12 protein-coding genes are annotated in these 14,045 nt (G+C 70.0%); 8 read left to right on the forward strand and 4 right to left on the reverse strand.

All coding sequences use genetic code 11. The features are described from left to right. Positions 1-774: glycosyltransferase (locus ACAM49_RS33035; RefSeq protein ID WP_369639474.1), on the reverse strand; the 774-nt coding region annotated here is incomplete at its 3' end. Positions 775-996: 222 nt separating this feature from the next. Between ACAM49_RS33035 and ACAM49_RS33040 the strand changes: the two genes are divergently transcribed. From ACAM49_RS33040 to ACAM49_RS33070, 7 genes are all read left to right on the forward strand, one after another. Then, on the forward strand, positions 997-1,260 hold the full coding sequence (locus ACAM49_RS33040; RefSeq protein WP_369639475.1) for a hypothetical protein: 264 nt from the start codon (positions 997-999) through the stop codon (positions 1,258-1,260). 69 nt (positions 1,261-1,329) lie between these two features. After that, complete coding sequence (locus ACAM49_RS33045) at positions 1,330-2,055, forward strand: FadR/GntR family transcriptional regulator (protein ID WP_369639476.1); 726 nt, start codon at positions 1,330-1,332, stop codon at positions 2,053-2,055. Positions 2,056-2,429: 374 nt separating this feature from the next. Further along, positions 2,430-4,046 carry an aldehyde dehydrogenase family protein gene (locus tag ACAM49_RS33050; protein WP_369639477.1) on the forward strand — a complete coding sequence of 539 codons (1,617 nt, stop codon included), beginning with the start codon at positions 2,430-2,432 and terminating at the stop codon, positions 4,044-4,046. A 15-nt stretch (positions 4,047-4,061) separates the two neighbouring features. Beyond that, positions 4,062-5,087, forward strand: a complete 1,026-nt coding sequence (locus ACAM49_RS33055) for a hypothetical protein (RefSeq protein ID WP_369639478.1) — start codon at positions 4,062-4,064, stop codon at positions 5,085-5,087. Between the two features lie 13 nt (positions 5,088-5,100). Beyond that, positions 5,101-7,467: a GMC family oxidoreductase N-terminal domain-containing protein gene (locus tag ACAM49_RS33060; RefSeq protein ID WP_369639479.1), complete on the forward strand. Its 2,367-nt coding sequence runs from the start codon at positions 5,101-5,103 to the stop codon at positions 7,465-7,467. 108 nt (positions 7,468-7,575) lie between these two features. Then, positions 7,576-7,797, forward strand: coding sequence for a hypothetical protein (locus ACAM49_RS33065; RefSeq protein ID WP_157514082.1), 222 nt, complete (start codon positions 7,576-7,578; stop codon positions 7,795-7,797). Positions 7,798-7,802: 5 nt separating this feature from the next. After that, positions 7,803-9,026 carry a hypothetical protein gene (locus tag ACAM49_RS33070; RefSeq protein ID WP_369639480.1) on the forward strand — a complete coding sequence of 408 codons (1,224 nt, stop codon included), beginning with the start codon at positions 7,803-7,805 and terminating at the stop codon, positions 9,024-9,026. 85 nt (positions 9,027-9,111) lie between these two features. On the opposite strand, the gene ACAM49_RS33075 is transcribed toward ACAM49_RS33070, so the two are convergent. From ACAM49_RS33075 to ACAM49_RS33085, 3 genes are all read right to left on the reverse strand, one after another. Next, positions 9,112-9,990: an NAD(P)-dependent oxidoreductase gene (locus ACAM49_RS33075; protein WP_369639481.1), complete on the reverse strand. Its 879-nt coding sequence runs from the start codon at positions 9,988-9,990 to the stop codon at positions 9,112-9,114. A gap of 159 nt (positions 9,991-10,149) precedes the next feature. Continuing rightward, on the reverse strand, positions 10,150-11,688 hold the full coding sequence (locus tag ACAM49_RS33080; RefSeq protein WP_369639482.1) for an FAD-dependent oxidoreductase: 1,539 nt from the start codon (positions 11,686-11,688) through the stop codon (positions 10,150-10,152). Between the two features lie 64 nt (positions 11,689-11,752). Continuing rightward, positions 11,753-12,853 carry a phospholipid scramblase-related protein gene (locus tag ACAM49_RS33085; protein ID WP_369639483.1) on the reverse strand — a complete coding sequence of 367 codons (1,101 nt, stop codon included), beginning with the start codon at positions 12,851-12,853 and terminating at the stop codon, positions 11,753-11,755. 181 nt (positions 12,854-13,034) lie between these two features. Between ACAM49_RS33085 and ACAM49_RS33090 the strand changes: the two genes are divergently transcribed. After that, the coding region (locus ACAM49_RS33090) for a hypothetical protein (RefSeq protein ID WP_369639484.1) at positions 13,035-14,045 on the forward strand (1,011 nt) is incomplete at its 3' end.

Genomic DNA, 14,045 nt, shown 5'->3' on the forward strand with positions numbered 1-14,045 from the left:
GCCGTCGGGGAGGGCGGGGATCAGGCGGGCCTGGCGTTCGAGGGAGTCGCGGCGCGGGCCGTCACCGGCGACGACCAGGCGGGTGTCGAGGCCGCGGCGGCGCAAGGCGCTCACCGCGGCGATGCTGCGGTCGACGCGCTTCTCGACCGAGAGGCGGCCGCAGTGCACGAGCAGGGGATAGTCGTCGGCGCCGAGGTCGGTGCGCAGGCGGTGGTCGTGGCGGTCGGGGCGGAACATGTCCAGGTCGACGCCGAGCGGGACCAGCTCGACGTTCTCGACGTCGATGCGCTGGAACTCCTCGCGCGCGAATTGCGTGGTGCAGACGACGATGTCGTAGTTCTGGGCGGTGCGCCGGTTGGCAGCATCGGCGGCGCGGCGGGCCATCGGGCCCGGCAGGACCTGGCCGAGCAGACGGTCCAGGCGCTCATGGGAAATCATCACCCCCGCGATGTCGCGGCGGCGCGCCCAGCGCCCGAAACCGCGCAGCGTCAACCGATCCGACACCTCCAGCACATCCGGCCGCAGCCCCGCCAGCGTGTCGGCGACCCGCCGCGGGTCCGCCGCCCGATAGCCGCCCGTCCACGGAATCTCCGGCGCGGGCACCGTAATCCGCAGCACCCCGCTCCCCAAGACCTCTTCCGCCCGCCGCGGCCCCGGCACGATCAGCACCACCTCGTGTCCGGCGGCCACATACCCCTCGCCGAGATGATGCAGCGCGGTACGCAACCCGCCCGAGCGCGGACCGTAGAAATTCGCCAGCTGAACGATGCGCACGCGGCCGATCGTGCAGTGCGCGAATCTACCAACGGCACCCCCGGCCCCAACGCCGCATGAACACCCGCGAAAGACCCGGCGAACCACCCGTACCCCTCACCCCGCACCCACCCATCCAAACCCCACAGCCGGAACCACGCACGCCCCTGCACCTCGCCCGCGCAACGCGCGAAACAAGATCAAGGAGCTCTCACTGTGCGAATTCGCCCAGAATCCAACGCTGTGAGCTCCCTGATCTTGAACCCCACGCGAGTGCCCAGCGGGGTGCGGCGCGGGACGCGGACCGGGCGCGAGTACCCGGCGGTGGCTCAGCGCGGCGAACAGACCGGGCGCGAATGCGCGGCGGTGGATCGGCGCGGCAAGCGCACAGGGCGCGAGTACCCGACGATGGCTCGGCGCGGCAAACGGACCGGGCGCGAGTTCGCGGCGGGGCGCGGCGTGGCGAACGGACCGGGGGCGGAGTGCTCGGTGCGATGTGGTGGGTGAACGAGCAGGGGTGGTGCGAACTGGTCTGGCCGCTTGACCTGTTGACCAGGGGTGTTTAGCGTTCGGGGCATGGCGTTCAAGCGGATCGATCGGCGGACGGTGCCGGACAGCGTGTTCGAGCAGTTGGTGGGGGAGGTGCTGGACGGGGAGTTGGCGCCGGGGGCGGCGCTGCCGGCGGAGCGGGCGCTGGCGGAGACGTTGGGGGTGTCGCGGCCTACGGTGCGGGAGGCGTTGCAGCGGTTGGCGCATACCGGGCTGGTCGAGGTGCGGCAGGGCGGGTCGACGACGGTGCGGGACTTTCGGCGGCATGCGGGGCTGGAGATGTTGCCGCGGTTGCTGATTCGGCAGGGGGAGTTGGATTACGCGGTGGTGCGCTCGATCCTGGAGACCCGGCGCGCGCTGGGCCGCGAGGTGGCGGGGCTCGCAGCCGAACGCGCCGCGGACAGCCTCGCCGCGGAACTCGACCCGATCGTGGAATCACTTGCGGCCGAGCGTGATCCGGTTGCACAGCAGCTGCTGGCGGTCGCCTTCTGGGATCACCTCGTCGATGGCGCGGATTCCATCGTCTACCGACTGCTCTACAACGATCTGCGCGCGGTTTACGAACCCGCCGTCGAGGCCCTCGCCGGACTGATGGCCGCCGAGGTCGGGAGCGCGGCCCGCTACCGCGCCCTCGCCGCCGCCGTGATCGGCGCGGACGCCGCCGAGGCGCGAACCATTGCCGACGAACTCCTGGCGATCGCGGCCGCGGAGTTCGAGAAATCCATGCGCCAACTGGAGCAATCCCGCGGCTGATCGTGCCGGACCCCGCGAGTCGGTTCCACACGACATTGCCCCTGCCCCCACCGGCCGCGTGGCGCTGGCTGTTCCAAGGCTTGCCCTTCCGACGTCGGCCGGGTGGTGCTGGTGGTTGCGGGGCTTGTCCTTCGGCGCTGAGCACTTTGGGCCCGGACTTATCCGAGTAAAGCCACGTCGAGCGCAGCCTGCGGGGAGACCGATGATCGCCGGTTGAGGCAAGCGGGCCCGGTATCCGGCCTGACCTTTCGGGGGCCAGCGGTCCGGTGTTCCGCGAAATCGCGTCTTGCCTTCTGGCGTCGGCTCGCTATATTGGTCTGACCACTTGGCCATCTGGCCAAGATCATTGCTGTCGTCGACGAGGTGGTTTGCGCATGACGCACCTTCTGCAATCGCAACGCGAAGGGAATCCGGATCCGGAGGAGACATCCGGGGCGACCGGCACGGCATCGGCATCCAGCGCTGCGGGCACGGCGTCGGCCACTGTGTCCGGCGGGCAATCGGCGGGCGGGGTGGTGAATGTGCCGTCGGCGGCGGAGTTGGTGGGCCGGGCGCGGGTCGCGCAGGCGGCGTGGGGTGCGCTGAGTGTGGATGAGCGCGTCCGGGTTTTGGGGGCGCTGCCGGAGCGGCTGAATGAGGAGCTCGATCGGATCGCCGAGGTGATTGCCGGGGAGAACGGGAAGCCTCGGGCGGAGGCGCTCGCGCACGAGGTGGTTCCGGCGATCGCGGTGGCGAAGCATCATCTGGAGTCGGCGGTCGAGACGTTGGGCCCGAGCCGGATCAGCTCGGCGACCGCGCCGTATCGGAAGGGGGTGCGGACGCATCGGCCGTATGGGGTGGTGGTGGCCATCGCGCCGTGGAATCTGCCGTTCTTGATTCCCTTCAGTCAAGTGTTGCCGGCGTTGATCGCGGGGAATGCGGTGGTGCTCAAGCCTTCCGAGTTGACGCCGCAGGTGGCGCAGGTGCTGATCGAGGTGGTGTCGGCGGAGCTGCCGGAGGGGTTGTTGCAGCTGGCGATAGGCGACGGGGCCGTGGGAGCGGAGCTGATCGAGGCGGGGCCGGACAAGGTGTTGTTCACCGGGTCGGTGGCCACGGGCCGGAAGGTGATGGCCGCGGCGGCGCGGTATCCGATTCCGGTGGGGTTGGAATTGGGTGGAGTCGATGCGGCGGTCGTGTTGGAGGACGCGGACTTGGAATTCGCGACCTCGGCGGTCGCGTGGGGGGCGATGTTCAATGGCGGGCAGGCGTGCTGCTCGGTCGAGCGGGTGCTGGTGCACGAGTCGCTGCACGACGCGTTTCTGGTGCGATTGACCGACAAGCTGCGGCGCATCGATACCGGCCGCGATCTCGCACCCGCCATCGACGAACGGCAGTTGCGGGTGTGGGAGCGGCATCTGGCGGCGGCGCGCGATGCCGGGCTGCGGGTCGAGGGCGGAGAGTCGGTGCGCGGGCGACACATCGCGCCCGCGGTGGTCAGCGGTGACACGGTCACGGCGAACGCGGTGTGGCGGGAGGAGACGTTCGGGCCCGTGGTCGCCGTGGCCCGGTTCGGTAGCGAGGACGAGGTGGTCGCGCTGCACAATGCGACCGAGTACGGCCTGACCGCCAGCGTCTTCTCCGCCGATGTGGCTCGCGCGCGGGCGCTGGCGGGGCGGCTGCGGGCGGGCGCGGTGTCGATCAATGATGTTGCGGCGACCATGTATTCGACGCCGGAGCTGCCGTGGGGCGGGGTCGGACTGTCCGGATTCGGGCGCTCGCACGGGGTCGACGCGCTGCTGGACGCCAGCTGGGTGCAGGTGCTGGATCTGCCGCGCGGACCGGCGTTCGGGCCGAAGCGGCCGTGGTGGTTCCCCTACAGCGCGGGCCTCGAGGATGCCATGCGCGCGCTGGCGTCGAGCCTGGTCGCGCCGCACCCGACCGCCCGGTTACGTGGCTACGGGCGGGCCGGTCAGTCCCTGCTGGGCATGCTCAGCCGTCAGCCGAAACTCTGAAAGGCGCGAATTCCGGTGAACGACACCATGACAGCCATCGCCTACAACACCCCGCGCCTGCGTCGGGGCGCGGATCATGTCGAATCCTGGTTCGTGCGCGCCAATGACCCGCATTCACCCCGGGCGGTGTGGATCAAGGCGACCGTGCTCACCGCCGCCGACGGCACCGCTCTGGCCCAGGCCTGGTGCAGTGTGTTCGACGGGCGGCGCACCCACGCCTGGTGCCTCGATATCCCCTTGGAGGCAGCGCAATTCGAGGCGCACGCGGTGGGCCAGGACATCAGCGTGGGCCCGCTGACGATGCTGCTGACCGGCCGCGGCGGCACGACCGGCGGCAAGCTCTCCGATGCCGCGCAGACCATCTCCTGGGAGCTGAGCTTCTCGAAGGTCGAAGGCCTGGGTGAGCCGCTGTCCCTGCTGCCGACCGACCGGTTGCTCGACACCGCGGTCCCCAGCAACAAACTCGTCACCCCGTTCCCGGTGCTGTCCTGCACCGGTCACCTCGACTGGGCGGGCGAGCGCTGGGACCTGACCGGCTGGCACGGCATGCAGGGCCACAACTGGGGCCGCGAGCACAGCCCCGAATACGCCTGGGGCCAGTGCGTTTTCACCGACGCCCGGGACGGGCGGCCCTTCGCGGTGATGGAGGCCGCCTCGGGTCGCACCCGCCTGGCGGGCCGCACCTCGCCGTTGATCTCCATGCTGGTGATCCGCCGCGGCGACGAGGAATTCCGCTTCGACCGCGTGGTGGACCTGTGGGGCCAACGCCCGCACCTGGATTTCCCGTCGTGGACCCTGCGCATGCGCGGCCGCCACGGCACCGCCGAGTTGCGCACCCACGCCGACCCCGAGCAGATGGTGTGCCTGGCCTACCGCAATCCCGCCCGCGCCACCAGCTACTGCCTCAATTCCAAGACCGCCGCGGTGTCGGTGCATGTCGCCCCGATCGACGGCAATGCCTTCGAGCTGCGCAGCCCGCACGGCGGAGCGCTGGAATTCCTTGTCCCGCAGCCGGTCGCGGCCGTATCCCCGATCGTGTGAGAGAGCTGCCGATATGCCTTTGACCTTCTTCGAGACCATGCGCGGCGAGCTCTACGACGCCGACGGCCACGCCCATCACGTGGCGATGGATCTGCGCTGCGAGTCCGGGCACGCGCGCGGGTTCGTCACCAATGGCCGCGCCCGCATCACCGGGACCATTCGCGCGTTGCCGTGGGTGGACGGCGCCGCGGTGCTGGGCACGCTGGTGGCGTTGCCGGTGACCAAGCGGCTGATGAGCTACGAGCTCGATTTCCGCGACGACGCGGGCCGCGGCTGGCGGCTCAGCGGCCGCAAGGATGTGCGCTGGTTGCGGCGCGCGCATGCCAGCCTGACCAATCTCGACACCACGCTCTCGTGTGAGGGCGAGCCGGTCGCGCAGGGTCGAATGCAGTTCTTCGCCAACGACTATCCGAGCTTCCTGCGCTCGTTCCAGCCGTGGGTGTCGCTGCGCTCGGATCTGCCCGACGGCACCCGGCCCGAGGGAGTGTTCACGCCCGGACAGCTCGAGACCCTCGCCGCGCTGGCGGAGGTGCTCATCGAGCCGGGCGGTTCGGTGCCGCCGGTCGACGCCGCCACCCTCGCCCGCCTGGACGCCTATATCGGCAATATGACCCCGCTGATGCAGTCGGGTCTGCGCACGGCCCTGCGCGGTCTGGACGCGGCGGCGCGCACCAAGCACGGCAAACGCGCGGCGGCGCTGCGGATCACCCAACGCCAGGCCTTGATCGAGGACGCCCGCCGCGGCAAGGCGCTGCGCCATGCCGTCGACGCCATCGAAACCCCGTTGCGGATCGCGCATTTCAGCGACCGCCGCTACCTGGACGCGATCGGCGCGCCCCGCTACGACCAGCCGGTTCGCGAGCAGCGTCCGGGCTGGATGGCCAATGTCACCACCCCGGGCGAACTCCCGTCCCGTGAGCTGGTCGACTGCGATGTGGTGGTGATCGGCACCGGCGCGGGCGGTGCGGCGGTCGCGGCCCGGCTGACCGAGCAGGGCCTGGGCGTGGTGATGGTCGAGGAGGGCGATTACGCGGGCCGCGCGGAATTCCGGGGCGAGCTGGGTGAGCGCACCCAGAAGTATTGGCGCGACGGCGGATACAACCTGGCGGTCGGCAATTCGGTGCTGGGTGTGAGCACCGGACGGCTGGTCGGCGGCACCACCGCCATCAATTCCGGCACCGCCTTCCGCACGCCCGACGCGGTGCTGCGGGAATGGCTCGACCTGGGTTTCCCCAGCGATTTCACCCCCGAGGCGTTCACCCCGTATCTGGACGAGGTCGCCGCCGAATTGGGCATCACCACCGCCGATTCCGGCTATCTGGGCCGCGTCGCGGGCATCATCGGGGCGGGCGCGGACGCCCTGGGCGCCGCGCACGGGCCGCTGCCGCGCAATGCCGTCGGCTGTGACGGCCAGGGCCAGTGCGTGTACGGCTGCCCGACCGAGGCCAAACGCAGCAGCAATGTCAGCTGGGTGCCGCGCGCGCTCAAGGGTGGCGCGCAGCTCTACACCGGCTTGACCGTCACCCGGATCCTGATGTCGGGCAGCCATGCCGGCGGGGTGCTGGCCGAAGGGCAGGACGAGCACGGCGCGCCGCGCACCGTGGAGATCCGTTCCCGCGCGGTGGTGGTCGCCGCCGGGACGCTCATGACGCCGCTGCTGTTGCGCCGCAACGGGATCAGCCTGCCCGCGCTGGGCCGCAACCTGTCGGTGCATCCCTCGCTCGGCGCGGTCGCGATGATGGCCGAGCCCGGCTCGCCGTGGACCGGGATCCCGCAGGGCTATCAGGTCGAGGGCCTGGGCGATGAGCTGGTGACCTTCGAAGGCGTCAGCATCCCACCGCAATTCGCCGCCGGGGTGCTGCCCTTCCACGGCGCGCGCCTGACCGAGTGGATGAACCGCTGGACCCACACCGAACAGTTCGGCGCGATGGTGCGCGACACCGGTTGCGGCAGCGTCCATCACGGGCCGGGCGGGCGCACGCTGATCCGCTACGACCTGACCCCGCGCGTGCAGGCCGCCCTGCAGCATGCCTGCGCCGGGCTGGCCGAGCTGTTCCTGCGCGGCGGCGCGGAGGCGGTGGCGCTGCCGATCGCGGGCAGCCCGCCGATCCGCACCCTCGAGCAGGCCCGCACGATCGCCGAGATTCGGTTGCGCCCGCGCCAGTTCCGCATGATGGGCCCGCATCCGCTGGGCACCGCCCGCATGGGCCGTGACGCCCGTGAGGCGGTGGTCGGCTTCGACCATCGGGTGTTCGGCACGTCAGGGCTCTATCTCGCCGACGGTTCGGTGGTCCCGACCTCGCTGGGGGTCAATCCGCAGGTCACTATCATGGCCTTCGCCCTGCGCGCGGCCGATCTGATTGCAGCCGACCTCAATTGACACCCCTTTGTCGGCTCATGGTCTGGCGCACCACCCCCGATCTTGATAGAGATTGGTAGACGGACATCAGGGGTGATCCGGATCATTCCGGAGAATGGGGACGAATCAGTGGGTGCCAGAGCCGAACTGGAACGGGAATTGGGTGGGCCACTGAGCGCCCTGGACCTGCTCACCGAGGCGGAGACCGCCGACCTGCTGGGCATCTTCCAGCAGGCGCGGCGCACCGAGAACACCGCCATGGTGGAGGCGGTCGACAAGACCGTCGGCGCGCTGCCGTGGCCGTTGCGCACGGCCGCCAAGAAGATCATGTTCGGCAACAAGCTCGGGTAGGGGAGATGACCGATCTGGTGACCCGGGCGCAGATCACGCTGCTGTCCCGGACTCTGCACGTGCCCGAGGAGCGGCTGGCGCACCTCGAGAAGCTGGGCGCGGCGAACCTGCACGAACTGCAGGAACGCCTGGCGAAAGTGATGTTCGCCGAACACAATGCGATCTTCTCGCGGCTGTCGCTGCTGGTGCCGATCATTCCGCTGTCCATCTCGCTGCCGCTGGTGCAGAAGATGGTGCCGCCGGTGATGGCCGGGCGGGCGGCGGGCGCGATCGGGGTGGATCATCCCAAGAAGGCCGCCGAGGCGGTCGGCATGCTCGAGCCGGGCTATGCCGCCGAGGCCGCGCCGTACATGGATCCGCACGCGGTGGGGCAGCTGGCCGATGTCGCGCCGGCCAAACCCGTCATGAAGATCATCAACGAGTTGTTGCGGCGCGGGGACTACATCACCGCGGGTCCGTTCCTGGCCTATGCGACACCGGAATTGGTGCGCGCGGTCGAGGAGGATGTGCACGACGACGAGGGGCTGATCCGGTCGGCGTCCTACTCCTATTCCGGGGAGAACATCAGCATCATCATCCGGCATCTGCTCGCCGGGACGCACCAGCGGATTCCGAAGCTGGTGCGCACCATCGTGCAGGGGTCCAAGGAGTTGCGGCTGGCGGCGCTGTCGGTGTTCGCGCGCTGCGATACCGATGTGATCGTGGCGATCGGCGACATCCTGTTCGAGACCGGAACCGCCGCCGAGATCGGGGATCTGATCTCGGCCTTCCTCGCCGACGACGCGGTGCCGGAGACGCTGCGCTTCGTCGGGCAGTTGAGCCCGGCGGCGCTCGAGCAGCTGGCCGCCAATCCGGTCGTCGCCGAACCCGAATCGATCGACGCGATCGTGGGCGCACTCGACGGCAGCACCGAGGCCGCGGCCTGGCGCGGCCTGCTGGAGTTGGCGGTGCGCACCGACGCGGGCATCTCGCGCCGAATCGGCGGGGCGATTTCGCGTTTCGACACCGCGACCCTGACCGGGCTCCCGGCGCTGGCGAGCGCCGCGCAGCTGTGGCCGCCGCTGCTGAGGGTGCTGGCCACCGCCGAACCCGACGCGCAGTCGCGGGTCGGGGAGTTGTGGTCGGCGCTGCCGGTGCCGGAGCGCACCGAGATCGAGCGGCGCATCGGCGATCTCGGGTTGAGCGAGGCATTGGCGACACTGACCGCAACCTTGCAGCTCACGCAATGACGACGGCCGGTGGCCCCCGCGAAGTCGATTCGCGGGGGCCACAGCGGCTTTCAACGGTTCCCGGGCAGCCGCCGGGTCGGGCCGGTCAGGACTTGCGCAGGGCTGCCACACTCCGCTCGAAGGCAGCCGCGCCGTGTCCCTCGGCGACCTGGCGATCCACCAGCGACGCGATGCCCGACAGCGGTTCGCTGCTGATTCCGGCATCGGCCGCGGCTTGGCGCAGGGCGTCGAGGCCGCTCTTGGTGAACACCAGGTCCTGGAAGACCTCGCCGGTGTAGTCGCCGCTGTCGATGACACGGGCATAGAGGGGCAGCATCTGCGACATGGCGACCATGTACGCCGCCGCGCGCGGTGCGAACTCCGAGGCGGTCACACCCGCGGAGCCGACCAGCGCGGTGCCCTGGAAGAAGCCGCCGAACATCGAGTACATGGCCGTGAGCAGCGCGAAATCGGTGAGCGCCGCCAGGCCCGCGTCGGCGCCGAAAAACTCGGCGGAGCCCAGCAATTCGAGGGTCGGGCGGTGGGTGTCGAAGATGGCCCGCGAGCCGCTGTAGAGCATGCTCGAACCCTCGGCGCCGATCATGGACGGGACCGCCATGATGCCGCCGTCGAGGAATTCGATGCCGTGCCCCGCGGCCCAGCGGGCCAGCTCCCGCGACTGCTCGGGGGAGGTGCTGGTCAGGTTGAGCAGCTGCTTGCCTTTCAGCTCGGCCGCGATCGGGTCGAGGGTCTCGTGCACCGACGCGTGATCGAGCAGCACGGCGACGACCAGCTCACCGCCGCGCACCGCGTCACCGACGGTGGCCGCCGAAACCGCTCCGGCCGCAACCAGTTCGCCGTCCTTGCCGGGCGTCCGGTTCCACACCGTGGTCGCCACCCCGCCCTTCAGGAAGGCCTGCACCAGCGCCTTGCCCATGGCGCCGAGTCCGAGCACGGTCACCGGGCTGTGCTGAGTGTTCGTCATTGGGGGACAACTCCTTCGATCGTTCTCGACTGTTCCGGCGCGCGCTGAGGTCGAGATTGCCGGGATCGACAGCGGCCCACAAGTACGTACTTGCTGCTCAGGGACTTACTTCGAGGTTTGTCTCCAGGTAGCCCCGCCGCCGGGTCCGCGAAAAAGGTTTCAGGCGGGGCCGAACCAGCGGGTGAGCGCCGCCTCGAGGCCGTGGGGTGTGGCCGAGGTCCAGGCGACGATGCCGTCGGGGCGGATGAGCAGCGACAGCGGTTCGCGGGGCTGGGCGGGTTTGGTGGTCACCAGCTCGAGGCGGTCCGACCAGGCGGCCGCGGCGGCGCGCAGGCCGGGGGAGTCGGTGAGGTCGAGCAGCACGCCCTTGCCCGAGGCGAAGTGCGCGGCCAGGCGGGTGCCGTCGGCCAGCTCGAAATCGGGGGTGGCCTTGCCGACGAGCGGATCGTCGCCGCCCAGGTCGTAGCGCTGCAGGACGCCGGAGATCCGCTCGGCCACCCGGGTGGCCCCGTCGCGGGTGTCGAGCAGTTCGGTGACGACCGTGCGCAGGGCGCGGCTGCGCGGATCGGTGCGCATGAGCGCGACCTGCGCGCGGGTCCAGTCCAGCACCCATTCGCCGACCGGGTGGCGTTCGCGAGAGTAGGTGTCCAGCAACGACTCCGGGGACCGGCCGCGGATGACGGCGGCGAGTTTCCAGCCGAGATTGACCGCGTCGCCGATGCCGAGGTTCAGACCCTGACCGCCGAAGGGGGAGTGCACGTGGGCGGCATCGCCCGCGAGCAGCACCCGGCCCTTGCGGTAGTCGCGAACCTGGCGGGTGTTGTCGGTGAAGCGCGTCGCCGAAATCACCTGGGAAATAGAGACTTTCACGCCGGTCACGTGTTCGAAGCTGTCCTCGAGCTCTTCCGCGGTGACGGGGCTGACGCGGTCGGCGGGCGGGCCGTCGAGTTCGACGGTGAGGATGCGGCCGGGCTGCGGGCCGTTGACGAAGATGCCTGTGGGGGTGGTCTGCCAGCCCAGCGGCACGTGCTCCGCGCCGGTCATCTCGACCAGGGCCTGGCGGCCGGTGATTTCGGGGTCCAGGCCGGGGAATTCGAAGCCGGCCAGGCGGCGCACGGTGCTGCGGCCCCCGTCGCAGCCGACCAGCCAGCCGGTGCGGATGCGGTGGTCGCCGCAGTCGACGTCGACGCCCACGCCGTCGTCGTCGAAGCCGGTCACCTCGACGCCGCGGCGCACGGGCACGCCGAGTTCGGCGGCACGGCGGCCCAGCATCGCCTCGAGGGCCTGCTGGTCGACGAAGCGGGACTCGGCGGCCGGGCCCATATCGTCGAAAGCCGGGTCCTCGGTGTCGATTCGGTCCGCGTAGAGCATGATTCCGGCGAAGTGCCCGCCCGCGCGCGGGCGCATCGCGGTCGCGGTCGCGGGAGCCTTCGGGTCGGTCGGGGCCTCGGGCTTGGCGAACAGTCCGGTGATGCGGGCCATCGCGGCCTCGTGGGCGGCGCGCAGGTCCGGTTCGAGCCCGCGCCGGTCCAGGGCCTGGGCGACGGGGGTGTTGATGCCGCCCGCCTTGATGGTCATATCCGGTGCGGCCAGCCGCTCGACCACGAGGACGTCGACTCCCGCCAGCCGCAGCTCGCACGCCAGCATGAGCCCGACCGGTCCGGCTCCGACCACCACCACATCTCGTGTCTCGTTCATGGGAACCACTGTGGTGGTGGCCGATTGCCGGGCGCTTGCGTCGGCTTGCACACCGCTTGCGCGGTCAGTTCCAGCCGCGCTGATCCTGCTTGAGGGCGGTGTCGATGGCCAGGCCCGAGGCCACCACCATCGACAGCAGCGGCTGGGGGAGCTGGCGGTGGATCTGCACGACGTAGTTGTCGGCGGAGGTGAACATGGTCTTGAGCAGGCCCTCCCACGTCTTGGTGATGCGGGCGACCTCCTGACCGGTGTGGTCGTGGATGGCGAAGTTCCAGGCCCGCCAGTTCTCGGCCCGAATGCCGCCGATTTGCTGGCCATTGACCATAAAGGCGAAGTTGATCTTGCCGATCATGTTCTCCTGGATGATCTCACCGATCGGCGCGCCATTGCCCTGCTCGAGCAGGAACTTGGACTTGAAGACCTTGGCGGGGCGGGTGATTCGCATGAGGCACTGGCCGTGCGCGTCGCGGATCTCCAGTTTGTGGGTCATGAACTGGTCGTAGCTGGACAGGAACCGCACAGCCTTCTTCAGCGCCGACTGGCCGACCTCGGCGACCGCACCGATCTGGCGGCCGTGCTGGTCGAAGACGCTGTACTCGTTGACCATTTCGATCAACTTGACCTTCTGGTTCACCACCAGCACGGGTTCGGTGAAGACGGTGCCGCCGCCGGCCTGCGCGGGGGCGATGCCCGCCTGCTGCTGGACCTGGCGCTGGATGTCGGCGGGATTGTTGGCGCCGCCGACCTCGAGTTCCCACGGCGTGGACTCATTGCGCGGGGCGAACTGCTGCTGCCCGTAGGGCTGGCCGGGCTGCTGACCGTAGTTCTGCTGCGCCACTTGACCGTAGGGCTGCTGAGCGAACTGCTGCTGCGGCTGCTGAGCGAATTGCTGTTGTGGCGCTTGACCGTGCGGTTTGGGCGGCTGCTGCCCGAATTGGTGCGGGGCCTGCGGGTTGTGCTGCTGAAGCTGATGCGGCTGCGGCTGCTGGGCGTAGGGCTGGGCGCCGGTTCGAGGCGGTTGGGCGTTGGACGACCGATCCGGTTGCTGGGGCGCCGGGGCGGGTTGCTGTTGGGGCTGAGTGTGATTGGTCCATTGGCTGCCGTCCCACCAGCGCAGCACTGGGGATCCGGGACGCTCGGGGTACCACCCCGCGGGTTGACTCATGGCCCGCATCCTAACGGCGTACAGGGAGTCTGCACTTTTTGCACTTTTCGCCCGGTGCTCGCCTCTATGATGGGCGGTCGACATCGGGTGGCCGGATTCGGGTCATCCGGGGAAACGGGGAATGCATGTCCGCCACAGTCGAATTCGCGGTTTGCCACGGGTGTGTCCATCGGCTGGGCTTATGACCGACCTGGTGACGCGGGCCCAGCTCATTCTGCTGGCACGGACTCTGCACGTGCCGGTGGAGCGGCTCGCTCACCTCGAGAGGCTCGGCCCGCACAAGCTGCACGAGCTGCAGCAACGCATGGCGGGCAGGCTTTTCGACCAGCACACGCCCGCGTTCGAGCGGATCGCGACGCTGGTGCCGATCATTCCGCTGAGCGTTTCGCTGCCGATCGTGCAGAAACTGGTGCCGCCGAGCATGACCGGGCGCGCGGCCGGCGCGATCGGGGTGCGCTATCCGGCCAAGGCGATCGATGCGCTGTTGCGCCTGGATGTCGGGTACGCGGCGGACTGCGCGCCGTATCTGGATCCGCGCACCGTGGGTCAGCTCGCCGATGACGCGCCGCCCGCGCCGGTGGTGGCGATCGTCAACGAGCTGCTGGCGCGGCGCGATTACGTCACTGCGGGGCCGTTCCTGGCCTATGCGACACCGGAACTCGTCGCCGCGGTGGAGGAGGGGGTGCCCGATGACGAGGGGCTCATCTTCTCGGCCTCCTATGCCTACTCCGGGGAATCGATCAGCGCGGTGGTGCGCCAGCTGCTGGCCGGGAGCGGTCAGCGCCTGCCCGCGCTGCTGGGCACGGTCATCAACGGCTCCAAGGAGTTACGGCTGGCCGCGCTGTCGGTGTTCGCCCGTTGCACTCCCGATGTCATCGCCGCGGTCGGTGACATCCTCTTCGAGGTGGCCCCGCCCTCGGCCATCGCCGACCTGATCGCCACCTACATCGCCGCCGACGCCGCCGGTGACATGCTGCGTTTCCTGGGCCACCTGAGCCCGACCGCGCTGACCCGCCTGGGCCTGAACCCGGTCATCTCCGAGGTCGCCGACACGTTGGTCGCGACCGTGGACGGCAGCAGCGATGTGGCGATCTGGCGTGGTGTTCTGGAATCGCTGGCCCGCACCCCGTCCGAGGTGCGCCGTCGCGCGGGTCTGCGCCTGGCCCAGCTCGACACCCCCACCCTGCTCACC

The sequence above is a fragment of the Nocardia sp. JMUB6875 genome (assembly GCF_041154655.1).
Lineage (GTDB): Bacteria > Actinomycetota > Actinomycetes > Mycobacteriales > Mycobacteriaceae > Nocardia.

What these genes read in the sequence shown, in the direction of transcription:
- ACAM49_RS33075 (WP_369639481.1), bottom strand. Translation starts at nt 9,990, where the DNA reads ATGACGAACACTCAGCACAGCCCGGTGACCGTGCTCGGACTCGGCGCC.
- ACAM49_RS33080 (WP_369639482.1), bottom strand. Translation starts at nt 11,688, where the DNA reads ATGAACGAGACACGAGATGTGGTGGTGGTCGGAGCCGGACCGGTCGGG.
- ACAM49_RS33045 (WP_369639476.1), top strand. Translation starts at nt 1,330, where the DNA reads ATGGCGTTCAAGCGGATCGATCGGCGGACGGTGCCGGACAGCGTGTTC.
- ACAM49_RS33050 (WP_369639477.1), top strand. Translation starts at nt 2,430, where the DNA reads ATGACGCACCTTCTGCAATCGCAACGCGAAGGGAATCCGGATCCGGAG.
- ACAM49_RS33085 (WP_369639483.1), bottom strand. Translation starts at nt 12,853, where the DNA reads ATGAGTCAACCCGCGGGGTGGTACCCCGAGCGTCCCGGATCCCCAGTG.
- ACAM49_RS33060 (WP_369639479.1), top strand. Translation starts at nt 5,101, where the DNA reads ATGCCTTTGACCTTCTTCGAGACCATGCGCGGCGAGCTCTACGACGCC.
- ACAM49_RS33070 (WP_369639480.1), top strand. Translation starts at nt 7,803, where the DNA reads ATGACCGATCTGGTGACCCGGGCGCAGATCACGCTGCTGTCCCGGACT.